This window comes from Cryobacterium sp. MP_M3 (assembly GCF_015752155.1).
GTDB lineage: Bacteria > Actinomycetota > Actinomycetes > Actinomycetales > Microbacteriaceae > Cryobacterium.
In genome coordinates, this window is record NZ_JADOVI010000018.1 from 19,414 (window position 1) to 42,767 (window position 23,354).

Here is a 23,354-nt window from a genome sequence, read left to right on the forward strand (position 1 = left end):
TGGCCCAGCGCAGCGAACCCCCAAATCCGGGGGGACCATACGACAAGTATGCCGAAGAGGACGCCCCGCGGCCAAATTCGAAAGCGAGTTACCATGGGTAACTCTATAGCTTGCTCCAAAAATGGTTTCACCCTGTTGGCGCTCGATGACAAGCCCGGTGATCCAGAGCAACTGATCACGCCTGTCTCGAAGAGCGTGGCTCTGCCGGTAATCTCGGTTCAATGAGTGAAGCAAATCTGAACACCGATGAAGTTGCCGCGCGAGCCCGCGCCCTGATTGAAACCGACGTCTCGGCTCGTGTCGCTGCGGTAACGGCCATAGCCGTAGCCGCGAACGAATACGACGCCGCGGACGCCCGGCTCAAGGAAGCCATCAAGGCGGCGGAGGTCCGTCTAAAAGAAGCCGCCAACACTCACGCGACAGCGTGGAAGGCGGCCTTGAGTGCCGGCTGGAGCGACAAGAGTCTCCGCGCAACGAGCGTTCGCGCACCCGGACAATCAGCACCGAAGGTTCGGAAGCCGCGCGCTGCGGCAGCAGTCACCGCAACACCTCACGACTGACAGTTACCAAGCTCCAGCCGACACAGTAAGCCCCGCCTGAGCATGTAGCTCGGCGGGGCTTTGTCGTGCCGTGAAAAGCGCTTTTGACCATGAATTGCTTCTCAGTGGGACCGAGTTGCACTCCGCTCCCACGGGCGTAAAGGGTGCTCCGCAGATTCCTACGGAATCCGACCTACGGCCGCCCTTGACTCCCGCTCCGCTGCGTACAACGAGCTTAATTACCAGTCGATGGCGAGCCATCGGCTGATAGCCGAAATATCGACATAGTTCAGGCCCCTTGCTGTCTGACGTCGATGGTCTGCCGCACTGAGAAGGGAACAAATCATGAATGACCCACTGCCCGTCTATACGCTGCCGGGGTGCAAACAATGCGACCTCACCAAGCACGTGCTCGACAGCACGGGAATGCCGTACGTAGTAGTCGACCTGGCTACAGACGAGTGCGCCGTCGACACTGTAAAACAGCTCGGCTACGGAGCCGCTCCGGTCGTCGTCGACGGTGCAGCAAGCTGGTCGGGGTTTCGCCCCGACCAGATCAAAGCCCTAGTAGCGGCTCGGTCCGACGAGCTACGCACGGCGCCGGCGACTGCGACAGATGAGGGGTCCCACTCATGGGAGTAGCCAACCGCCGGCCGACGATCGCCGAACCACAACGACGCGCGCTCACCCCCGCGGAAGCGGGCGAGCGGTTGGGACTCAGTAGCAAGGAACTCGCACGACTGCGGGACCGTGGAGAAGGCCCCGCCTTCGTCACGTTCACGCAGAAGTCCGTCCGCTACCTACGGTCCAGCGTCGACGACTGGGACGTGCAAAACACAACTTGGGACGACAAGCTATCGGCCTAATGAGGCTCACCGACCTAGGTCTAGGCCCCGGCTCTGTTCTGGAGTCGACGCCCTGTATTCACGGCCCTCGGGTGCCGCGTGCTTCCCACGCACGCGGCTCCAGGCCGCAGGGGTGAGGTAATTGCGCTTGTTCACATCGACAATGCGCTGCAGCTCGGGATCGAGTGCAGGAGAGCCGTGATCGTCCGTAGATGGATCAACCTCAGGTCGCGCCATTTCTGAGTGAACCTCGGCAAGCGAGGCAGGCGGCCGCTCTCCCGCGTAAATGGCCTTCGCACGCAGCTCCGCAAGAAACTCAGCGCCGGCTCCTGGTATCCCAGTGTGATCCATCTCCTCGTAGAGCCGACCATCCTCGGTGTACGTCGCACCATCACGCTCGACGTAAGTCACGCCGTCGATGTGGTCATCAAGCATGCGGTCGAATTTGCGCTGCTCCTCACTTGCGCGAAAGTCATCCGCGAGCATCCCTGCAGCGATGGCGTCAAGACCATCGTCGTCACTGGCGGCAGCGTCGGTCATATTGTCTCCTTCAAATCGTGCTGGTCAGCGTCAGCGAGGGCGCGGCGCACGCTCGACATGCCAACCTGCAACGCCTGGGCGATGGCCGCCCAGGTCGCCTTCTCGGCGCGCATGCGTCGGGCGATCTCGATGCGCTCCGGGGTCATCACGGCAGGCCGCCCGCCGAGCCGGCCGCGGGCCCTCGCGGAAGCGAGGCCAGCGCGGGTGCGGTCAGAAATGATGCGGCCATTCATCTGCGCGAAAGCGGTACAAATATCAAAGAACAACTCGCCGCCCGCCGCGGTGGTGTCGAACGGCTCGGTAAGCGATTTGAACTCCACACCCCGCGTCCCCAACTCGGAAGCGATCGACACGACGTCGGCCATCGACCGGCCCAACCGGTCGGCGCTACGGACCAGCAACGTGTCACCACGGCACAGAAACTCCATACAGTCGGCCAGGCCCGGTCGGGCGGCATTCTTGCCCGTCAGCCTGTCCGAATAGATGAACTCGGCCCCCGCCGCTCGGAGCGCGTCGGTCTGCGAATCCAGGTTCGGATCCTGCATGGAAACGCGGGCATAGCCAACAACCCTCACGACCCGCTACCTCCCGTAATCCGTCTCGGTGCCTAGCCCTTGGTCCGGCGCCCGGTATCCTCGCGCCTCGGCGGTGCGCCCCTGTGCCGGCCGTCCAATCGTCGTGGCACTCGTCGGGAGATTGCGTTTGTGCACGTCGATGATCCGCTGCAGCTCCGGCGCGAGAGGAATCGTCTGGACCGGCGCCGGCTGTGCTCGGTCGACGGCGATCTGGTCGAACACAGCCACCAGCTCCGCGGGACGCACCGCGAGATACCCCGTTGCCGGCTGGGACCGCTTCGACTGCTCATTCCACAGCCCCCGGTCGACACGGGAGTAGTTCAGCGTGAAAGCTGACTGCTCGGCCACCTGGTCAAGGAAGAGCTTGCCGGTACGTCCGTTCCCCTCCCGGCTAAAATGAGCCTGGTTGATGTTCGCGTAGACGAACGCAACCATGGACACGAACTCCTCCCTCGGCATGCCGGGCAGATCCGCATTACGGATCGCCTCGGCGGCGTTTCGCCAGTACTGCTGAATCTGATTCGGTGCGGCGAAAGCATGATCGCCCTTGACCATCCCGTGCGGCCGGACCACGCCCGCCCAGTTCGGGTACAACTCCGAAAACATCGCCGTATGTAGCTGCCGGGCGTGCGCCAAGTCAAACGACCGCTCGATCGGAATGGCCCCGCGTTGGATAGCATCTCGCGCGTCATCGACGAGAAAATCTTCGAACCGCTGCAACTCAACCCGGTCGCGGATTCCCTCGGTGTTTCGCATCACATGAACTCCGCCTGTCTCCCCGAGCGGATACAGCGTCGACAGAAAATCCGGGTAGGACGTATCGAATTGTTCCCCGGACGGCATCAGGGCGTGTCAGTTCGTCCAGGTCGAATCTCGGCTCGGGCAAGAGCCCTGAACTGCTCGCGCGAAATCTTCTCCATCGCCAGGAGGAGCGCTAGCTCGACGTCGCGCCGTGACGCCTCGCGTCCCTCGTGCGCATCGCTTCCGAAGTTGCTCACAACCCGCATCGCGGTGTCCGGATCCACACCCTCAAAGAGCTCCGGGTACAGCGCCCGAACATCGTATCCACCAGCCACAAAAAACCCCTTCGTTGTTACTCCATTCTATCAGAAGTGCTCATAAACGTTATGATTAGCTTTTGGCAATTATGGAATACGGCAACGCCCCCAGGGGTTCCGAACTGCGAACGATGCTCGATGCCCATGGCAATTGAGGGCACCGTTGACGATCATTGCTGGTGCTGCCCGGCGTGCAGATTCGTCCGACACGTTTGACGTTTCCTTCTCGATGCCGCCCAGAGGAGGCCGGGGATCCCATTGCTGACGAGGCCGTGGGAGAGGTAGCGTCACCATCATGTGCGGCAGATTCGTGGTCCCCAGCACGACAGATGAGCTGCTGAGCGTCTTCGACGCCACCGGCGACGACGCCGTCGAGTGGCAGCCCTCATACAGTGTTGCCCCCACGGACCGGGCGCCGATCGTTCGCGAGTGGATCCACGACGAAACAGTGCAGCGAGACGTGGGCTTGGCGTCGTGGGGATTGAAGCCAGGTTGGGCCAAGTCCGGTGGCCCGGCGCCGATTAATGCACGCCTGGAATCGGTGGCCAGTAACGGCATGTTCCGCAGCGCGTTTACCAGCCAACGGTGTCTGGTGCCCATGGCCGGCTACTTCGAGTGGCAGCAGATGGACGACGGCAAGCAGCCCTACTTCCTCCACAGCGACAACGACCTCCTGGCCGCAGCGGGTCTCTACGCGGCCCGCCAGGAGGGAGACGTGTGGAAGATCACGTTCACGATCATCACCCGGCCGGCCCGGGACGCGTCCGGGCAGATCCACGACCGTATGCCCGTGTTCTTGACCCCGGACGTGTGGGACCAGTGGTTGCGGCCCGAGAAGATCACGGACACGGAGGAAGTACTCTCCATGCTTGACCGCAGCTCCGTGGCGGTCGCGAAGACCGTGACGGCATACCCGGTCGCTCGCACCGTCAACAATGTCCGCACGCTCAATCGCGAGGACCCGTCCCTGATCGAGCCTGCGGCCACGAAGGGGTAGACCCCGCATTCAGCGCAGCCGATTGAAGTAGCTCGGAGGGGTACCCAGCACTATCCACACACATCCATGGCCGTGCGCACGCCTGGATGAGGAAAGCCGTCTACGTCGCGTGGGAACACAGATGAGCACACCGCAGCTGGGTCTGGGCATCCGCCGTCGAACGCGGGTGATATTTCCTCGCCCTGTCGCGGCGCTGTAGCCAAGCAACGACTTCGGGCAGCAGCCCACGGTACGCATGCAAATCTGCACAGTGAGCGGTGGGTGCAAATAGTCAATTTTCGGTCACAAGGTTCTACGCGCGACGGGTGCACTCGTCACGAGAAGCTCGGCATCGACGAGTTCGTGGTGTTTAGCCAAAAGTATCTGAGCGCGACGGGCATCAGTGGGCTTTGTCATGCCGTAAACCCCATCAACCAATGTGTCTAGGTGATCGTGTGCCCGTCGGAGGACTACCGGCATTGAGAGCTTTCCGTAGAGGGTGGCTAGTGACTCTGCAGGGAATAGTGCGCGCGCGTCCAATACCGCCCTAGCAGCTGCCTCCATTTTTGTGAGAGCGGTTCCCGAGGGCTTGACGAGTGGGAAGACGGAATACGTCAGGTCTGGTGATATGCGGAAGTCGCCCTTAAGAGCGCCAGAAAAGGTGCGCACCCACATGGTGAATGCTTTTGATTGCAGGAATGCGAAGATCCACAAAGGCGCCCCTTCGATATGGCCAACCCCATTGCCTGCGATGCTTGTCGCGTCATAGTAGGCCATCGGAATGTAGTCCCGGTTCTCGCTACTGTGGAACGGAACTGCAAGCCATGAGGTTGTGGGCTGGCGAATTTGTGTGAAGAGAGCAGGAGTCCCAGCGGCAGTAACGACCGAGGGCGTGGGACTTTGTGCCCGAGCCGCGGTAACAAGGGCAAGGCGGCGCTGCAACTCAGGGGAGCTAGCAATATCCGACGGTGTTACGTCGGTGAGCCAGAGACACCAGCGAGCGTCACCGTGAAGCATGTTCTGTGCTTGCAGGAATGGGCGAATATATTTAGCGGCAATTGGGTCGGCCATGACTGCGTCGTAGTCCTCGGGCTCGACAATGAGTCCGCCCCCGTCTGTTGGTTGGCTGCCTTTGATCATCGCCGGGAGTCCTGCGACCAAAGGTCGCCTTCTCTTCGCGGGCGCCGGTTGATCGGAGTCGATGAGGTAGAAGTCGAGCGCCTTTGGGTGCACCTCAATTGGCTGGCCGTTTATATCCGGGTAATCGAAGAGCCGTTTCTGCTTGACCGTGCCGATACGGGAGAACCCGATGATGGTGCAGTAGACAACGGCCGCGTTGGCGGCTTCTGAGGTCCAACGGAAGGTACGGTGACCGAAATCTACGGCATAGCCAGCGGCGCGGAGCATTGGGTCCATGGCGCGCGCTTGGTCGCCCTGGGCGATCGAGTTCGTGGACACGAAAGCAGTCCGAGCTGAGGTTCCGCGAGTGTAGGCAAGCGCCTTCCCATACCAAGCACCAACGTAGTCGAGGCGCCCGCTCCGCTGTCCGCGCGCTTCGGGAAGATCCATGAAAGCAATGCGATTGTCTTCCTGCTGCTGTCCGTCCATGCGGGCCATGCCGACAAACGGGGGGTTACCGAGGACGATCGTGTTGTCTGTGGCGGGTACTAATTCTGCCCAGTCGATTCTCAGGGCATTGTCGATGCGGATAGTCGCCGCTTCTGAGATCGGGAGCCGGTCTGGGGCTCGTCCAAATTCTTGGGAGAGACGAAGATTGGCTTGGTGGTCGACGAGGAACATCGCGGTCTCGGCGATCTTCGCCGGCCACTCCTCGATTTCGATGCCGAAGAATTGGCTTTGGCTAACCTGCAGATCATCGGCCGCTTCGTAGTCGGCGAGGACCTCATTGTTAGTGACATCGCGGATGGCCAGGAGAATGTCCAGCTCCAGGGCCCGCATATCGCGGTACGCGACGACCAGAAAATTACCGCAACCGCACGCAGGGTCGAGGAATGTCATTGTCCCCAGTTGCTTCTGCAGCGTCCTTAGCTTGTCCACATTGCCGTGCGCGCGAACAAATTGCGCACGGAGCCCGTCCATGAATAAGGGATTAATGGTCTTGAGAATGTTCGTTTCGGAGGTGTAGTGCTCACCCAGAGCGCGGCGCTCGAGACGAGATTTGACCACTTGGAACATGGAGCCGAAGACGGCAGGACTGATTGCACCCCAGTCAAATTGTGAGCAGGCGATAAGTGCCTGTCGCATGCTCGCGTCGAACGGTGGGATCTCTATGTGCTCTGAGAAAAGACCACCGTTGACGTACGGGAACGGTTGGATATCCTCCGATAGGCGCGGAGAACGCATCTTCTCGGGCCGGTTCAATGTTGTGAAAAGGGTGTCGAGGGTCCCGCCAAGGCTGTCGCCGTCCTCACGGCTGTGCTCAAGCAGGTCCTGAAATAGCCCTCGTGGCCAGAGCCCGGTGTCATCTCCGAAAAGGAGGAAGAGAGTTCGAGTCATGAAGACGGAGGTCTCATGATCGCTGAAATGGTCGCCAGATATCTCCGTGTAGAGCTGGCCCATCAGCTTCACGGCCTTGCCATTAACGATTTCCTCTTCCGCGCGGGTGTAGTCACGCTTGACATATCCGGCCAAGAAGGCAAAACGGTCGATCTCCTTCTCAAGATTTTTAGTCTCGATGAGTTGAGTTTCTGCGCGACCCCCCTTGTCGAAACGTGTCAGTCGGATATGGGCGAAGTCTGAGACCACTACTGCGTTGGGGAACTCCTCCGCGCTGAGTCCGGCAAGGTAGTCGAACGCCTGGTCCTCAGCTTTGTCGAGGTCGAGGCCTGCGCTCTTCTGCTCGACGAGGAGCATGCCTGGCCAAAACATGTCGATTCGCCCGCGGTTTCCGGTGGACAGGCGAGCGGCTCGTTTCTCGAAGAAAGCCACACGTCGACGGTCGATCCCGAAGATCGCAAGAAAGTCGTTCCAAAACGACTGGGTGTCCCCGATTTCGTAAGTGGAGCCCGCCCACTCAGCAGCGAACAGTGCCGCGCGCGCACGAATCTCTTTCATGGACAATGTTGGTGCGGGCAATTGAAGCCACCTTCGGGTTCGGTGCAAGCCAGAATTCAAGCGCTTGGACACGCCCAGACCGAGGCTACCGGCTCGTGCACGAGTAGGACTGCCTCGCGGCGGCAGCGTCCATTTGAACTACACCGCAGCCTGACGAGTGATCAGGCGGTAAATTTCGCCTAGCTACGGTCGTGTTCGATTTGGTCGACGCTGCTTCTTGACAGCTCCTTGGGTTCAACCTGACACAAGACTTGGATCCGGGTCGGGCGGGTGAAGACTTGGTCACGTCTCTGACCAGTGGTGGAGCCTTTCAACGGTCTTGACCCGTAGCCGTGAATATTCGCTTCTGTGGACACCGCTTGTGGTGCGGGTGAGCACCGTCGCTCGGTAAGTCGCCCGGCGTGGTTGAGCACCACCTAAGTAGGCTTTTTTCACCGTGTGTCAGCAGGCATGAGGAACGGCCCACAGGCTGCCACTGCGGAGCCCGTCTATGGCCGCCAGGCGATGGCCGCCAGGCGATGGCCGCCAGCGGGCAGCCAGCTCCCCGGCAGGTGGCTCAAATTCTCATCACATACGGGAACACACCGTTATTGCCAGCGCGTGATGGGGAACGCCACTGGTGCTGAGCGACATCATCACTGGTGCTCTCTCGCACGATCGGTGGTGCTGAACCGCGCGATCAGGTGGTGCTCAAAGCCTCAAATACTCAGCCGCTCTCCTTGGTCAAGTCATCTCCGCCGGACGATTGTCAAACGAGAGGTCACCATGTATGCCCGTTTGGAGGCAACTCACTGTGATTTCTTGGGAGGCCGAGGTGGTGGCTTCTCGCCTTCTTGGATGCGCTTAAAGACCTCTTCGACATCCGGTCGTGGTCGAGGCTCGGGAACCGGTTTACTCATCATCTGACTTCTTGGAATGGCCGCTGTCGGAATGTGTCAGAGTCGTGAAAACGTCTTGAACCTCAGGGCGCTCGGGTGGTTTCTGTTGGCTGGGGGACTCGGGTTTGGACATATGGATCCGTTTCTGTTGGGAGAACTCCGCTGACGATTGAAGCAAGTAGTAAAGCCACCACGCTGCCTGTGAGGAGTCTGAAGCCCAAGACCATGGCCCTGGCTCGTTTCACATTCAGCGCGTCGCGCTGTTCGATTTCATGTGCCCTGATTTCAAGAAGGTTGTCTTGCAAATCCGCGAGATGCATGTCTGCATCGACGTACTTGTTGAGGAGCTGTCGAGCTGAAACTACGCCGAGGGAGAGGGGGCGGATTGCCCTCGTTGCAATGACGATTGTGGCAATGGAAAGTATGAGTGGCGCAACTGCCAGAAGGTCTTTGTGCGCTGGGCTGAGGAGAGAGAGACTGGCGGCAACAACAACGGCTGCTGCCGTCGTTGTGTATGCAGCCTTGGTCTCGATCGTTCTCGTACGTTCGGCCGACCGTTCACCATGTACGTCGAGTTCGACTTGGAGGGCAACGATGCGTTGCGTTCGCATGGACTCCCATCTCCGGGCAGCCAGGCGATCCAGGAACTTCATTGGCGGTGGAAAGGGACAACGCCCCGTACGTAGCCGCTTCCACCGCAATGTTCACTCATAGCAAGAGGCTACCGGGCTTCAAGCGTCGTGTCCGCGAGCTGACGTTAGGGGGCAGAAGCGACCAGGCCACCACCCTCGCTTTCCCTTGAACAGTTCACGAAGAGGCCCTTTTCACTTGCTCGTCTTATTCTGTTTCACATTCTTCTGGCCCGCGAAATTGTCTATGTATCCGCTGGAAAGCGGATGGCCACGAGCGCAAGATGGGCGGCTTCAGCGCCGGCGCCGAGACGGATAGGATCTGAACGGAGGGCGGCTGCTCTGCACTGTCGGGGGGACAAAGTAATGGCGTTCAAGAAGCGAACCGCACCGGAACTAACGGCCGAAACACCGGAAAAGCTGTTTCCCTTACTGCCTCGGACTGGCGCCAATGCAGACTCGCTGTGGTCGCAACAGACGGATCTATTGCGCGAATATGCGCCCAAGCGCCTAAATACTAAAGATCTCGCGATTGAACTACCAACAGGCACCGGCAAAACCCTCACTGGCCTGTTGATCGCAGATTGGAGGCGACGGCAAGGACTCGGGCGTGCGATTTTCGCTTGCCCCACAGTGCAGCTTGTGAAGCAGGTTGTGGCCGCCGCAGCGAAGGAGGGCATCGCGGTGGTCGATCTATCGGGACCATTCACGGAATGGGATTCAACAGCCAAAGCAGACTACGAGCGCGGCAGGGCAACTGCAGTAGTCGCTTATAGCTCGATCTTCAATGTATCGCCGAAGTTGATCGAGGCCGATGTCATCGTTTTTGACGACTCGCATGCTGGCGAACAGTACGTGTCAAAGGCCTACACGGTCGAAGTCTCCCGGTCATCCCACCCGGATATCCACAGTGCGATCCTAGAGGCAGTCGCACCGATGCTGAGTGGCGAGAGGTACAACCAGCTCATCATGAATAGTCCTGGTGCCGGAACGAGGCAGTTGGTCGATGCGCTCTTTCTCGCCCAGCGTGACGATCTGCTCGCACCGATAGGGCGATCGCTCAGTCTCTTCGGTGACCGTCCGCCCACTGACAAGGTCGCCCGCAGCCAGAAGTACGCATACGCGTCTATCAGCGAACACCTATCTGCGTGCACTCTCTACCTGTCATGGTCAAAGGTCGAGGTCCGCCCCACGACGCCGCCAACATTCGAGAATCACCTTTTCGCGAACGCAAACCAACGGGTGTACCTCTCAGCGACCCTTGGTGCGGCTGGCGAGTTGGAGCGAGCGTTTGGTCGGCCATTCATCAAGCGCTTGTCACTGCCGCCGGAAGCACCCACTCCCAAATCTGGACGTCGGTTCTTGGTCTTCCCGCACCTCGTTCCCGACATCGACTCGGACACGCTCACGAAAGAACTGATCGCTACAGTCGGGAAATCGATCATCATCACTCCTAGTGACGCGGCAACTCGCGTTGCGGAAAAGACCCTCATTCCGCGCGGTTGGGAGGTTTTCAGAAAGGGAGACGTCGAACAATCATTCGACGATTTCGCCGCAGCGGACCAGGCTGTCGTTCTCCTAGCAAACCGATACGACGGCATCGATCTTCCGGGACACGCTTGCCGTTCTGTGGCTCTCGTCGGGTTTCCCGGCGTAACCAACCTTCAGGAGCAGTTCTATGCAACGCGCGCCCGCTCGTCGGCTGTGTCAGAGGAGAGAGTTCGCAGCCGGGTGGTGCAGGGAATCGGCCGATGCACACGCGGTCCGCGAGATTGGGCGCTCGTCATCATCGCGGACGCGGACACGACCACCTATCTCTCTCGAGCTGAAGTTCGCGAAACACTCAACCCCGGCTTGCAGGCGGAGGTGCTTTTTGGACTCGAACAATCTGAAGCGTCGGTCAAGAACATTCGTGACAACGTCACAGCGTTCATGACGCAGGGCAAGGAATGGCGCACCAACGCCGAACCAGAAATCACGGAGATCAGCAGCGAGGTTGAATACAAGGTGGCGCCCGCCGCCCCCGGCCTTGCTAACGCCGCCAAGCACGAGGTCGAAGCGCTCGAGAGGATGTGGCATGGAGACTGGCATTCAGCCAGCACGAAGACCCATGAAGCAGCGACCGAGCTCAATTCCTACCCGGAAGCGCGCGGATATCAGGCGACATTACTCTTCCGCTCAGCTGTCCTCATGGACAAGGCCAGTCGAGCGGCTGGAGATCCCGCAATGGCAAAGGCTGCAGATGCTCTCGCGGACCAGGCCGTGCGTGCGGCTACACCCGCGACCTGGATGAACGCATTCCTGCCCTTCGACGGACGTGAATCTGCCGCTGTGAGCGCGCCGCTCGCCAGCTCGGTGCAGCGTCTCAGTACAGTCATCGACGAAGTCGGCAGCGCTGCCAAGCTCCAGCAGACATTCGTCGACATGTTTGAGGGGCTTTCGCAGATCGACCACAGAGCGTATGAGCCGGCGCTCACCTCGCTTGGCATGCTGCTAGGTGCTGAGGCGTTCAAACCCTCAGGCGATGGACGCACAGATGCCGCGTGGTGCTGGGATAACGAGCTCTGGATCACGCTTGAGGCGAAGAGCGAGCACAAACCAGCCGGGACGATCGGAATCGACGACGTCCGTCAGGTAAACGGTCATCTGAAGCTTGTAGCCGACGACAGGACGGCTGCCATTCCCGCGCGCAACGCAGCGGTGATGATCTCCCCGCGAACAACCGTGAAGAGAGAAGCAATGGTAGTGGCGGATGGCAATGCATGGAGAGTTACCCCAACAGTGATGGTCGACCTCGCGACCGAAGCCGAGCGACTATGGGTCGTTCTCCAGACCCTCCGCAACATTAAAGTCTCTGACGACCGTCGGGACGGGATCGCAGCCGCACTACGAAGCGCTCGTCTGTGCCCAGAGGACATTCTTGACAGGCTAACGACGGTGGCGATCGGCAAAAGTTGAAACACCGCCGATCGCGCGTAGCATAGATTCATTTAGCTGGGCCGAAGGTGTGACTGTTGGTGGTCTTTGGCGGTGTTCTGTGCTCGCTATTCGGCGTCGTCGCTTGTCAGGGACTTGCTGTCAGATTGATCTGGGAGAAATCCGAGGGCGCGCGTTCGGCGGTAGAAGGTAGCTCGGGACATCCCGAGGTCGAGCGCGACCTGCGCCGCTGTCTCCCCGCCGTCTATGAGTCGGCGAGCGTTGCGGATTTGGCTGTCCGTGATGATCCGCGGGCGACCGCCCAGATCCTTGCCGGCCGCGCGGCGTTTGGCGATCGAGTCGACAACGCGCTCTCGCTTGATTTCATGTTCCATCTGCCCGAGCGCCGCCATGATCGTGAACAGCATGGACCCCATCGGTGTCGCTGTGTCGACGTCGCCGCCGCCCAGGTTCAGCACCCGGAGGCCAGCGCCGCGGCCGCGGAGCTCCTCGGCGAAGGCGAGCATGTTCTGCGTCGACCGGCCCAGCCGGTCCAAGGTAGTGATGACGAGAGTGTCGCCGACCTCGAGGGCGTCGAGGGCACGGTCGAAGTCCGGGCGTGATGCTCGAGCGCCGGAGGTGCCGTGGTCAACGTAGAGATCGTCGCGGCGGACGCCGGCGGCAAGGATGTCGACCTGTTGCCGGTCGGTGGATTGCTGGCGCGTCGATACGCGTGCGTAGCCGATCAGCTTCGTCACTCTGCTCCTGGTGTGTCTCATAACTAACGGTGAGTGCCGCAATTCAAGCAGGAGGTTATGCGACGTTGTTATGAGACTCGCCGCGTCGCGAGATTCTGCCAATCTTGAGAGGCGACGAAGCTGGGGCATGAGACGTCTTATATCCCTAGAGATATGAGACAAAATGGTTGCAGTTGAGCCCTCCCATCGCGCATCGACACCGTACGTGCAAACACACGCCCTATTCCCGCAGCCTCAAGAAACGGGTGGGCAATTTCCGAACCGCCTTATGCGAACGAGGACCGCGAATCAGAAAGTACTTCGAGGTCCAGACTTTCGGATGCTCTCCATGCCGCGTAGGAGAAATCGGTGTCGCTTACGAGATTGGCTTTGAACGTCGATACGGCATTGCCGACAGGACTGAGGACAGATGACTGCAGCTGCGCGCACCAGTCTTCCCAAAGTCGGAGGACGGTCGTCATGTCAACGGATTCCGGGTTGGTGCCCCATGCTGCGAGGTTGGCGGCGAGTAGTTCCGAAATCCGATCTAAGGTGAGGCTCTCGCGTCTCTCGTTTCTGCGGCGCCCGTGGACGTTCGCGGCCGCCCAGTCCCATCCAGGGTCGGCGTCCTCCGCGTTGATGAGGTGTCTACTCGGGATGATCACGTGCAATGTGAGACGCCGTCCTTTTTGGGTCCACTGGTCGGCCCCGACACGGAGTTCTTCGACGTGGTCGAGGACTGATCCGAATGCTCCGGCTCCTCCCACGGCTGATTGCGCTTTTTTGCGGAGTTTCTGGAAGGTTGGGTACACCTCGTCCGGGAAGGGGAAACGGGTAAATACGCGTCCGATTCGATCAGCGAGATTCCGCGCAACTTCGCTTTGCTCCATCGTTGTTCGACGTGAAATGAGTAAGCGATCCCGCAGCATCGACTTCGGAACGGAGGCCATTTGCTCTACGTCGGCGAGCTGGGCAGGGATGGAACCTGCTGGAGGTAGGTAAAGCCGCAAGGGTAGTTGTCCCTTGCGCGCGGCTGAGAGCATCGCAGCGTCGGCGGGGACAACCGGCGCGACCAAGCACAATTGCTTACTGTCCTGAACGACGTCACAGGTTTGGCTCAAAATAACGACGCCGTGCGGGGTCGCGCGACGATCAGGAGTGCCGTCCGCCAAGACGGGCAGCCATTCGAGCGCAACGACATCTCCTTGTCGCAACTGATCCACGGAAACAATCGCCTCGCCCGCGAGCATGCCTTAGGCGCCCAGCCGGTCGCGTACCGTCAGGGAGCTCGCTTGAATTACGGCATCACTGGGTGTCTGTCCTACGAGCCGGTGAAACAGGCTCATTCCATTCGACGAGCTGAGAAGCGATGCCCTCCGGTTCTCAGGGGAATCCCCTAGCTCTGCGACAGCAGTCAAGAGGAATGACAGCCGTTCTTGGTGCTGTGACGCCATCGCGCCGCCTGCGATCCAGTTCTGGATTGAGCGTCTCGACACGCCAAATAGACGGCCTAGCTGATCGGCTGTAAGTCCCGACGTGTCTCGAAGTTGAGCAACAGAATTCTCGGCACTCTTGGATTCCAGGGGGCTGAACGACGGCAGTGTGGAGGCACGGGCGGCCGGGCTCCAAGAGGGGAATGCGATGGGCGTTGCGGTACCGTCGCTTGTGAAGGAACTCTGAAACATCGGCTCGAGCGCCCTGTGCAACATGGTTGCGTTAGTTTCGGATCCGATGCCGAATATCGGCACAAATGCAAGTCCGACCGTCGTGGTGAGGACCAGAGCTGTTTGAAGGTTTGGGCGCTTCTGGGTGAGACGTGTCAGGGAATCAGGCTGGGTTGCTGTCTGCATGAGGTGTCCTCGTTCCGAATTCGTCGATAAACCCCGTCTTGATGATGAACTTGAAAAAGTCGTAAGCGGCATCGGACATTCGGCCCGCTTGCGCGAGGACCCCTTCGAGGTCGAATGCTGCATTGACTTCGATCATGGCGTCAATGTCGAGGATCCATGATGGGCCAGGGACGGGTGCTACCGAGGGATCTAACGTCGTGCCAGGCGCCATGACGCCGGAGCGAACCTGCAATATCCCACCGCCGACGGAGAATTGCGCTTGGTTGAGGTTCTGAAGCAACACCACGTCGGCTGAGGCCGGCGTCGGGAGCGACTGATACCCGAGCACCTGAGGGGTGACAAGCTCTCCGAGCCTCCCCATGAGCTCGGGGTCCGCGATCCTATTTAGGTACCGGACTCCCACGCGTTCGACGTAGCGGATGTCGACGTTCGCCTGGAGGAGATCCAATACGACCCGAAGGTGCTCAGCGAAGTCAGGCCAACCCGGGTAGTCCTGCGTATATATGGAAAGAAATGTTCTTCCCAGACTTACGTGCCGCTTTCGGTCAATGGAACTCCATTGATGCACTGTGCCCACTTCATGCTGCTGCACGCCTGTGGGACCAACGGAAAAGGTCATCTCTGGTGTCGAGGAGTAGAGGGGATATTCAGACAGTGTCACGCCGAACGCTTGCGCGATGGGCGTGAGATTCTCGCTTTGGAGGTAAGCGAGCTCGGGCCACCTCAGCTGGAAAAGGACGAGCTCCAGCGGGGCGGTCTGCAGCCGGACACGGGTTTCGGAATCACCTGTGAACGGGCGGTAGCGCTCTCGATCGGTCATGCTTCACACTCTACTTCACACCTGTGACATGCCGCTCGACTCCGTCCGGGCTCATGCAAACATAGGATCGGCTCGCGTCGTTCGACTAGGCGCGCGATGCGGGTTGGTCACCGTGCATCCTTGTCTCGTAACCTAAGCGTGCCGTAACCCATGGGATACGAGGCGGTGGACCCCCGGAGCTCGAGCACTCGTAGTGTTGGGCCCGCCACCTGGTGATCAAGGCATCATCCCCTCGTAACGGAACATGCGGCAACCCAACCCTTTCAAACGTTGCCCGAGACGCGTCGTTAGGCTCGCGGCATGGGTATCCAAATTCGAATGGCTGAGGATCAAGACTTTCAAACGACCGAAGCAATCGAGAACCGCGCCGACGAGCTCCTGATTGATTTTCTTCAGGCAACCAATTGGCCAGCCTCGACTTCCGCAGAGGAACGCGCCCAAACGCCGGGGTTCACTCTGCTCGCCGTTGAAGAAGACGGTGGCCGGACCATCGGTTTTGCTCAGGTCACTGAGGCTGATGAGTCTGCGCACCTAGAACAGATCGCCGTGCTGCCCGAATTCGGACGGCTTGGATATGGCCGACAGCTCGTCCACGCCGCCGCAGACGAGGTGCGACGGCGCGGTTATCCGCAGGTTACGTTGAGAACCTTCGCCGGCGTTCCGTGGAACGCGCCCTTTTACGCGACATGCGGTTTCGCTCAGTCGGAGCCAGAGTCCCACTTTCAGCACGAACTCGTGGCCACCGAAAAGGAACTAGGTCTGCCGACGCACGGGCCGCGAATTCAAATGACACGCCTTCTCTGAAGTCTCATAGCCCACTTGTTTCATATCCCATGGGTTGCGAGACATCCATTGTCGTGCTCAACCTCGTGCGTATGACGCCCGGTCATCGGGCTTAATGTCGGGCGGGGCAAACGCGTCACCCGAGATTGCAGAACTCCACGAAAGCGGGAACGGTGGGGGAATGCCCGGTCACCGTCCGGCTTACGGGACGGGCTAGTCGGTATCCCGGGGGCGGTCTACGCGTCGGAGTGGTTGATGAGAGGATCTTCAGTATGGGGGCGACTCAGGACGATGAACTGCGGGGCCTGCAAGCACGGGCCTACGGTCCTAATGCCGACATCCGTCACGACTTTCCAGCACAAGTACGGCTTCGGGAACTCGAGGACTCGAGACGGCAACTGGCGCCGAAACTTCTCGATGCGGTTATGCCCCCTGCGCCTACCATCGATCCGACCGACGTGTCCGGCAGCGAAGAAGAGTCCCATCTCGTTGCTGATGAGCAGGACCGCCCGACTCACGAATCTCTAAGACGTCTTGCTCGTCTCGCTCTTGCCGTTGGGGGCTGGCTCGCCCGTGTCCGCCGCTCGACCGTTTTGATCGCGCTCGGTCTCGCCGTCATCGTGAGCGTCATCGCGGCCGCCCTCATTCTTGTCGAGCGGGTCCAGCCCGATCCCCTCCAGACCGGAGCCGACCAGGTCGCCCGACTGTCAATCGATCCGAGCTATCAGGTCCCCGGCAAGTTCCAGAACATCGCAGCTGAGGGCGATGCTGTGCAGGCCTTCCATGACTTCTACGGGCTCCGTGCGGTCGTCGCGGACGGCGGCTGGTTCAGTAGCGGCGGAAAGGGCGAGTGCCTGAACGTCTTCTTGGCGGCGGACGGCGAGAACTCCGACTCAAATTCGTTCTCGGGGCAGATCAGAGGCGGTTGTGCTGCGGGACCGTTTCCGGCGATGACCCAGTTGATGGCGGACGACGAGGGCCTTCCCGACGAACTGCGATCGGCGTTCCCGGGACCGACCGCCCTGCAGTTCGTCTACGACAAAGCGAACCAAGAGATCGTGATCTTCGCGGGCGAATAACGTTCCCTAACGCCACTCCACCGACACTTCGGAACTTCGAAGAATTCGCGCCGAATCTGCTGCCGTGGACGTCCGTCAATCGGGCGGCATCTCGATGTTCGCCAGGTCAGGGACAGCATCGATGCTCCGGGCCTGTGCAGCCGCGCGCGCGGCCGTCTCTAGCTACTCCTGCCAGTGGCTTCAACGGAGCAACTTGGGGACGATGCAAAGAACCGTGGTCAGGCTCGGCGGGAAAGATGGCGCGTCATTGAGTCATTTCAACCTCACCAGATCCACCGTCGATCCGCCTAGAAAGGTACATGGTCGGCGAAGGCGATGGCCTGTTGGATCGCCTCGATCCCAAGCACCCAGCACAACCAGATAGCTGACAGCGCGAGAAGCAGCGCAATCACCGAGATCGCAATCCTTAGCGTCTTGCGAGGTGTGGCAAGAACAGACATTACGGATGCCCACGCAGAAAACGCCGGAATAAGAACAGACGCAACCATCACCCCCAGACGGCTGGGAATCTGGGCAGCGTAATACGAGCTGGGATGATCATCAGGGTCAAAAATGAACCCGGAAATAAATGCAAAGTATGTCGACACCAGCGACAGGCCTAGAAGCGCGAAAGCCATAGCCAGCCAGGTGCCCCCGCTCCACTGCTTCCCCATGGGGATCAGTCAACCATGGCTTGAACAGGGACAAGTTTCAACGGTCATTCCCCATAGGGGGCGACAGCGGCAGTTCAGTCCCTGGAACGGCGTTCAGCCCGAGGACGGCGGTACCGAGGCGCCGCCGCGCAGCGCCACCTGGAGGTTCAGCTCGTCGCCGGCCTGGAGCTGGCGGCTGGTGAGCGGGTTGAGGAAGCCGAGGTCGTCGTCCGTGATGCTGAAGCGGTCGGCGATGTCGTTGAGCGTGTCGCCGGCGACCGCACGGTAGGAGAGCGGGGCACCATCGGCTGAAGCGGTGGCACCGCCGGCGCCGAACCGGGTGCCGGTATCGACGGCGAGCAGCCCGGGGCGGGTGTCCGGCACGTCCCAGGTGATCGTGCCGACCGCCCGGGGAGTGAGCACGCAGCCGTCAGGATCGGTCGTGGTCGGGTCGGTCTCCGTGATGACGGCGGTCAGGTAGTAGCTGGGGTCGCCCCGGGACAAGTCCCTGGGGCCCATGGTCAGCCCAGGCTGATCGGCGTCCGTGGAGAGGTTGCCGAACGAGAAGCTGTGCATGTCGGCCAGGCAGGTCGTGGTCTCCGACCAGGGGCTGAAGAACAGTTGGAAGCCTCCGGGGACGTCCGAGTGGAAGTCCTTCAGTGCGACGTCGAACCCGCCCCCACCCGCCGTGACGACGACGGTTCCGGAGATGGTGTTGTCTCCCGAGGCCGACGTGAGCTCGGCCGTGCCGATGACACCGTCGGGGATGACAACGTCGGCCGCACGGTCGGGCGGGGCCGGCGCATCCGTGTGAACGGCCGTGTCGACCGCTGGAGTCTCAGTTGGCGAGCAAGCCACCAGTCCGAGCACCAGAGCGATGCTCCCCAGAACGGATGTCGCCAGTCGTGGCATCAGGTCCCCTCCCCGCCGAGCCCAGTATGGCAGTCGGCCGCATCGCCGGTCCAGCCCCGGGCCCGACGGACGAGGTGCCTCGACCGACGTCGCTACCGGACGCACCGAACCTTCCCGTTGGCGGTTCCGCAAAAGAGTTGGGGAGTGCGGAGGGGTGACACTGAACCCAGTAGCATCAGCGCAGGGGGAAAGTTGACAGATCACGACGTTCTATGAGCCTGAGGCGGGACAAGGGTACCCAGGGTGATCGCAACCGCAAGCGCGGAATCGTGCGCTTCTTCCGAGACCTTCTCGTCATATTCTTTGTTGCCCTGCTCATATCGTTCCTGATCAAGACATTCCTCATTCGCTCTTTCTATATCCCTTCGGGATCGATGGAAAACACCCTCCAAGTCAATGACCGGATCATGGTCAACGAACTCGTCCCCGACCTCATCACCATCGCTCGTGGCGATGTGGTCGTGTTCAAGGACCCCGGCGGATGGCTAAGTGCAACCGAACAGGGCACAGCCGAGGCGGCCAATCCTGTAGCCGATGGCATCCGATGGTTTTTCGCCGAGGTGGGCCTGGGCGCGCAAGAAACGAACGACCATCTCATAAAACGCGTCATCGGCCTGCCCGGCGACAAAGTCGCCTGCTGCGACGCCACTGGCCACATCACCGTCAACGATGCGCCTCTCAGCGAGCCCTACCTCAAATCTTCCGGGGCGACGCGTTCTCCTGAGAAGTACTTCACCGTGACAGTCCCCGCAGATTCTCTATGGGTCGAGGGCGACAACCGCGACAACTCGGCGGATAGCAGGCTCCACACCACCACGCCCAGCAAGGGTTTCGTGCCCATGGCAAATGTCGTCGGCCGGGCGTTCGTGATCACTTGGCCCGTCGGTCACTGGTCCTGGCTCGACAACTACCCGAACACATTCCGAGGGACTGGCCAGGACCGATGATGCCCACGACTCAGGGTTTCGTCGGACGACCGAGGGTGACGCCCGATAGCCGTTCGCCAACAGCCACTCTGACAAACTGTCCTCGTGACCGCGGATATACAGGTAGTCCAATTCAACGATCCACGCCTGCAGCAGCTAACCGAGGCGGGATACGTCGTCGTGGGCGAATCGTGGGGCGCCCGCCTGCGCCTCAGCGATCCACCCGACCTATCGGTGTTGGGCGCGGCCGTCGTCGCGGCAACGGAACAAGGATTCCTGATCGAGGAACTCGATCCCGGCTGGGCGCCCCGAGTCACGGCCCTGGAAGCCTTGAACCACGCCGACTACCCGTATACGCCAGCGACATCCGTGCCACACCGCGACGAGTCCGACGTGCTCGAACTGTGGAAATCCGGGTACCGCCTATTTGGTGCCATCACTGACGAACAACTCGCGGCCGTCAGCGTAATTAGCCTGACTGCCACGCGCGCGGAAACCGAGTTCACGTCCGTCCACCGTTCGTACCGCCGCAGGGGGCTCGCTGTTGCTGTGAAGGCCGCATCGATCACGGCCTTAGCCGACGAGGGCGTCAGGATCTTCGGCACTGGTGGTGCTCAAATCAACGCCGGCAGCATCCGCATGAATGAACATCTCGGCTATGCCATCGAAGAACGCTGGCTCAGCCTCACAATGCCGCAATAGAACAAGGACAAATGCCCGGAGACCGTTCCCTTGTGACACTCGACGAGCTCCACCCTGGAATGGCGACTTTCGCGCTCGACATGCGTCGCTGACCGTCCGGCTTGCGGGCATCATTCCTGCATGTTGCGGTGGGGCCAGTCGGCAGATGCGATCAACCTCGCGATACTCTGCACAAATGGGGAAACGTCTTGCGTTGCTGGTAGGTCCGGTTGTCGCTTTGCTGGCACTCGCCGCCGTCAGCATCCGCAGCCTGAGGAACCGCCGACCGGCGCTGGCGTGATTCGATTCTTCGTCGTGCCGGCGGCATCCGCCAGCTCGGCCAATGGTGTGGGGGCCAGCCTCTGCCCTCGTCGTGACGAAAAAGTTGACCGTGCTGCTGACAAGCGGATGTCGGGCTCGCGTAAAAACTCAGTCGTTGCGCACACGGTGCAAGTCCGGTGAGAACGAAGCCGCTCGACCATATCTCGAAAGCTAGCGACTCGATCGAAAGCACGATCCAGGGCCCTCACGGGCCTATACCCGTGCGATGGTATTCACCGCCCATTGGCACCACGCCTGTCAGTTCCGCGCCGATCGTGTGGATTCACGGGGGCGGGTTCTTCAAAGGAGGACTCGACCAGCCGGAGTCGCATGACGTCGCTCGAGCGCTGGCCGCAGCGGGATTTCCAGTCGTCACCGTTGCCTATCGGCTCGCGACCGTCTCGAGAATCCGTCGGTCTTCGAGGGGTTTTCGGTGGAGCCCGGCCGTCCACTATCCGGTACCAGTTGACGATGTCGTTGCCGTCGTGCGGGAGGTGCAGCGCGGGGCGCCCAACGGGGTGATTCTGGGCGGTGCAAGTGCCGGTGCGTGTTTATCGGCCGGCGCAGTGCTGCGTCTAGCGGACGATGGGGCTGACGGTCTCGCAGGCGTCTTCTTCGCCTACGGGCTGTTCCACGCGGCGCTTCCGAAACGGTCGGTCCAATTGCGGGGTCGCCTCCGCGGACCGCGCCGCTTCGTCCACACGCCGACGCTTCTCAATCTGACGAATCTCCACTACGCAGGCACTCGAACCGCGCTGTCTGAAGCCTACGCATTTCCTGGCGCCCACCCCCTGCAAGACTTCCCGCCAACGCTCATGGTCGACGCTGATCGCGACTCAATGCGCGCGTCGGGCGATCAGTTCGCCCAGGAACTTTCAGCCGCGGGGATCGCAGTGGATTACCACGTGCTCCCCGGGACCTCCCACGCCTTCCTCAACCGTCCACAAGAGCCGAGCTTTGCGGCTGGTTTGCGTCTGATCATCGAGTGGGCCAGGCCAATAGGGACGAGGCAGGCATGACCTGCGGCGATAGAGGCCAAGCTGGTCCGCCCGTCCAGGGTTGTCGGATTGCCCTGGCGGAGTCCTTGGGAAGATAAACCTTGACGCCTCCAAATCTATATAGATAGATTAGCGCCATGAAGCCTTTAGGTCGTATGACCCCTGCCACGGCAGATGTACTCGAGGTGCTCTTGGATGCTGGTGAGCCAGTCTGGGGATTGAGAATCGTGAAGGTGACAGGACGGCCCGCGGGAAGTGTGTACCCGATCTTGGAGAGGCTTGAACGCTTGGGGTGGGCTACTTCGCAGTGGGATGAGGACTCTAATCGCACTGGACCGCGCCGTCGGCTGTATTTGCTCTCGGACGGGGCTGAAGCCTCTGCCCTCGCTGTCGTAGCCGGAGTTCGGGAGCGACAAGCTCGGTTAACAGCACAAGCATCGGCGGCCCGGGCATGAGCATCGCAGACTCGTTAGTAGCCGTGGTGGCCTGGACGCTTCCCGGGCTCGTGCGCCAGCGTTATCGCGAAGAGTGGCTGGCCGACTTGGTCGGTGCCCGCGATCTGGAGCTATCGCAATGGTCAATCGTCGGTGGTGCGGTTATGGCCGCGATCACGATTGACCGCACGGACCCCAGCGTGACCGGCATCACTAGAGCGAACCTCGTAGCCAATCGGATGCGTTGGGCTGCCGCGTTGCTTGGAAGCGCCGCAGTTTTGGGCTTCGGGTTGTTTCTCTGGGGCGGCTACGAAATGCTCGAAATTGCTCCGCTAGGACTGGGGATACAGGTCCTCGCTTTTTTCCTCGCAACGCTTGGGCTCTTTGCGTGCTTGGGGACGTTGGTCGTCGCTTTCGACTCTGCCAGCAGACGCACGGGACTCGCGCTTGCTATCGGTGTCGGTGTGATCCTCGTGCTCATGGCCATGGTGATGGTGATGCCCTTCCTCGGCATTCTCGCGGTCCCCGCGTCCCTGGCAGCCATCATTGTTGCCTTCAGCAGCAAGAGAAGACCGGCGGGCTCCCAGCAACTTTCAGTGCGGAGCCGAGTCTTGGTGGCTCTTCCCTTCACACTGCTCGCCCTACTGATTGTGGTGGCAGGCGTTCTGCACATCTCAGTGTGGAATCCTCTCGCAAAGGTTCCAGGCCTCAGCCTGGACGAAATCTACTCGGCGATGTCTGCCGCCGGTGAGGCGCCGCTCAACGTCTTCTTAGTGGTGTGGGCCATCTTCTGGGGAGCCATGGCCGTGACGCTTCCAATCCTCTGCGGTATTCGAGGAGTCGCGTGGTTTTTCACCGCTCGCCGAATCATCGTGGTGGGCCTGCTCCTGGTCGGGGCGACGGCTTCATTACATTGGTTCGCAGGGTTCAACATGGGCATGTCGCTCGCTGACACCTTCATGACCAGTGGTGGCGACGCAGCAATCAGCGGGCCGGCCATAGCCATAGCCGGCCAAACGGCGCTGGTGGCCGCCCTGCTCATCGGCCTGCCCCCTCATCGCTATACGGCTGAGATGGTGACCGCCAGCCCTCGCTGAGGCTGGGAGCCATCTTCCCGCATAGCCTTCCCTTGCGGGCGCCCGATCGGGCA

Annotated in this window: 23 protein-coding genes; 12 read left to right on the forward strand and 11 right to left on the reverse strand. The window is 60.7% G+C overall.

Translation table 11 applies throughout. From position 1 onward, the window contains the following. Nucleotides 1–221: 221 nt before the first annotated feature. The 3 genes from IWX89_RS16030 to IWX89_RS16040 all read left to right on the forward strand — a co-directional run bounded on the left by IWX89_RS16030 (nucleotide 222) and on the right by IWX89_RS16040 (nucleotide 1,405). Entirely contained in the window at nucleotides 222–560 is a 339-nt protein-coding gene (locus IWX89_RS16030) for a hypothetical protein (RefSeq protein WP_196904542.1), read from the forward strand. Nucleotides 561–884: 324 nt separating this feature from the next. Further along, nucleotides 885–1,181: a glutaredoxin domain-containing protein gene (locus IWX89_RS16035; RefSeq protein WP_196904543.1), complete on the forward strand. Its 297-nt coding sequence runs from the start codon at nucleotides 885–887 to the stop codon at nucleotides 1,179–1,181. Next, nucleotides 1,172–1,405 (forward strand): AlpA family transcriptional regulator, encoded by a 234-nt coding sequence (locus tag IWX89_RS16040; RefSeq protein WP_196904544.1) that lies wholly within the window; start codon nucleotides 1,172–1,174, stop codon nucleotides 1,403–1,405. The genes IWX89_RS16035 and IWX89_RS16040 overlap by 10 nt, the downstream gene beginning before the upstream one ends. Before the next feature lie 6 nt (nucleotides 1,406–1,411). Here the strand turns inward: IWX89_RS16040 and IWX89_RS16045 are convergent, their stop codons facing one another. From IWX89_RS16045 to IWX89_RS16060, 4 genes are all read right to left on the reverse strand, one after another. Next, nucleotides 1,412–1,924, reverse strand: a complete 513-nt coding sequence (locus tag IWX89_RS16045; RefSeq protein WP_196904545.1) for a hypothetical protein — start codon at nucleotides 1,922–1,924, stop codon at nucleotides 1,412–1,414. Further along, nucleotides 1,921–2,499 (reverse strand): recombinase family protein, encoded by a 579-nt coding sequence (locus tag IWX89_RS16050; RefSeq protein WP_196904546.1) that lies wholly within the window; start codon nucleotides 2,497–2,499, stop codon nucleotides 1,921–1,923. The genes IWX89_RS16045 and IWX89_RS16050 overlap by 4 nt, the downstream gene beginning before the upstream one ends. Before the next feature lie 6 nt (nucleotides 2,500–2,505). Beyond that, a complete protein-coding gene (locus IWX89_RS16055) occupies nucleotides 2,506–3,255 on the reverse strand; it encodes a Fic family protein (protein WP_196904547.1) in 750 nt (249 codons plus the stop codon). Nucleotides 3,256–3,341: 86 nt separating this feature from the next. After that, nucleotides 3,342–3,575 carry a hypothetical protein gene (locus tag IWX89_RS16060; protein ID WP_196904548.1) on the reverse strand — a complete coding sequence of 78 codons (234 nt, stop codon included), beginning with the start codon at nucleotides 3,573–3,575 and terminating at the stop codon, nucleotides 3,342–3,344. 277 nt (nucleotides 3,576–3,852) lie between these two features. Here IWX89_RS16060 and IWX89_RS16065 point away from each other — a divergent pair, with 277 nt between their 5' ends. Beyond that, nucleotides 3,853–4,554: an SOS response-associated peptidase gene (locus IWX89_RS16065; RefSeq protein ID WP_196904549.1), complete on the forward strand. Its 702-nt coding sequence runs from the start codon at nucleotides 3,853–3,855 to the stop codon at nucleotides 4,552–4,554. 282 nt (nucleotides 4,555–4,836) lie between these two features. Here the strand turns inward: IWX89_RS16065 and IWX89_RS16070 are convergent, their stop codons facing one another. Then, nucleotides 4,837–7,608: a class I SAM-dependent DNA methyltransferase gene (locus IWX89_RS16070; RefSeq protein ID WP_196904550.1), complete on the reverse strand. Its 2,772-nt coding sequence runs from the start codon at nucleotides 7,606–7,608 to the stop codon at nucleotides 4,837–4,839. Between the two features lie 961 nt (nucleotides 7,609–8,569). Next, nucleotides 8,570–9,139, reverse strand: coding sequence for a hypothetical protein (locus IWX89_RS16075; RefSeq protein WP_196904551.1), 570 nt, complete (start codon nucleotides 9,137–9,139; stop codon nucleotides 8,570–8,572). A 342-nt stretch (nucleotides 9,140–9,481) separates the two neighbouring features. Between IWX89_RS16075 and IWX89_RS16080 the strand changes: the two genes are divergently transcribed. Further along, the gene (locus IWX89_RS16080) at nucleotides 9,482–12,073 is read left to right on the forward strand and encodes a helicase C-terminal domain-containing protein (RefSeq protein WP_196904552.1); all 2,592 of its coding nucleotides are present in this window, start codon (nucleotides 9,482–9,484) and stop codon (nucleotides 12,071–12,073) included. 86 nt (nucleotides 12,074–12,159) lie between these two features. On the opposite strand, the gene IWX89_RS16085 is transcribed toward IWX89_RS16080, so the two are convergent. From IWX89_RS16085 to IWX89_RS16095, 3 genes are all read right to left on the reverse strand, one after another. Next, on the reverse strand, nucleotides 12,160–12,789 hold the full coding sequence (locus IWX89_RS16085) for a recombinase family protein (protein WP_196904553.1): 630 nt from the start codon (nucleotides 12,787–12,789) through the stop codon (nucleotides 12,160–12,162). Between the two features lie 266 nt (nucleotides 12,790–13,055). Then, nucleotides 13,056–14,018 carry a hypothetical protein gene (locus IWX89_RS16090; RefSeq protein WP_196904554.1) on the reverse strand — a complete coding sequence of 321 codons (963 nt, stop codon included), beginning with the start codon at nucleotides 14,016–14,018 and terminating at the stop codon, nucleotides 13,056–13,058. 577 nt (nucleotides 14,019–14,595) lie between these two features. After that, nucleotides 14,596–15,438: a TIGR04255 family protein gene (locus IWX89_RS16095; protein ID WP_196904555.1), complete on the reverse strand. Its 843-nt coding sequence runs from the start codon at nucleotides 15,436–15,438 to the stop codon at nucleotides 14,596–14,598. Nucleotides 15,439–15,738: 300 nt separating this feature from the next. Here IWX89_RS16095 and IWX89_RS16100 point away from each other — a divergent pair, with 300 nt between their 5' ends. Next, nucleotides 15,739–16,242, forward strand: coding sequence for a GNAT family N-acetyltransferase (locus tag IWX89_RS16100; RefSeq protein WP_196904556.1), 504 nt, complete (start codon nucleotides 15,739–15,741; stop codon nucleotides 16,240–16,242). A gap of 251 nt (nucleotides 16,243–16,493) precedes the next feature. Beyond that, entirely contained in the window at nucleotides 16,494–17,300 is an 807-nt protein-coding gene (locus tag IWX89_RS16105; RefSeq protein WP_196904557.1) for a hypothetical protein, read from the forward strand. A gap of 287 nt (nucleotides 17,301–17,587) precedes the next feature. On the opposite strand, the gene IWX89_RS16110 is transcribed toward IWX89_RS16105, so the two are convergent. After that, complete coding sequence (locus tag IWX89_RS16110) at nucleotides 17,588–17,953, reverse strand: hypothetical protein (RefSeq protein WP_196904558.1); 366 nt, start codon at nucleotides 17,951–17,953, stop codon at nucleotides 17,588–17,590. A gap of 93 nt (nucleotides 17,954–18,046) precedes the next feature. Beyond that, entirely contained in the window at nucleotides 18,047–18,844 is a 798-nt protein-coding gene (locus tag IWX89_RS16115; protein ID WP_196904559.1) for a LysM domain-containing protein, read from the reverse strand. 212 nt (nucleotides 18,845–19,056) lie between these two features. Between IWX89_RS16115 and lepB the strand changes: the two genes are divergently transcribed. The 5 genes from lepB (at nucleotide 19,057) to IWX89_RS16140 (ending at nucleotide 23,301) form a co-directional block, all read left to right on the forward strand. Then, nucleotides 19,057–19,791 carry a signal peptidase I gene (gene lepB, locus IWX89_RS16120; protein WP_196904560.1) on the forward strand — a complete coding sequence of 245 codons (735 nt, stop codon included), beginning with the start codon at nucleotides 19,057–19,059 and terminating at the stop codon, nucleotides 19,789–19,791. 84 nt (nucleotides 19,792–19,875) lie between these two features. Beyond that, nucleotides 19,876–20,472, forward strand: a complete 597-nt coding sequence (locus IWX89_RS16125; RefSeq protein ID WP_196904561.1) for a GNAT family N-acetyltransferase — start codon at nucleotides 19,876–19,878, stop codon at nucleotides 20,470–20,472. A gap of 575 nt (nucleotides 20,473–21,047) precedes the next feature. Further along, nucleotides 21,048–21,791: an alpha/beta hydrolase gene (locus IWX89_RS19140; protein WP_374220531.1), complete on the forward strand. Its 744-nt coding sequence runs from the start codon at nucleotides 21,048–21,050 to the stop codon at nucleotides 21,789–21,791. Between the two features lie 134 nt (nucleotides 21,792–21,925). Further along, on the forward strand, nucleotides 21,926–22,225 hold the full coding sequence (locus IWX89_RS16135) for a helix-turn-helix transcriptional regulator (RefSeq protein ID WP_231383411.1): 300 nt from the start codon (nucleotides 21,926–21,928) through the stop codon (nucleotides 22,223–22,225). Continuing rightward, nucleotides 22,222–23,301 carry a hypothetical protein gene (locus IWX89_RS16140; protein ID WP_196904564.1) on the forward strand — a complete coding sequence of 360 codons (1,080 nt, stop codon included), beginning with the start codon at nucleotides 22,222–22,224 and terminating at the stop codon, nucleotides 23,299–23,301. Before IWX89_RS16135 ends, IWX89_RS16140 begins: the two co-directional genes overlap by 4 nt. The last annotated feature ends 53 nt before the right edge of the window (nucleotides 23,302–23,354 follow it).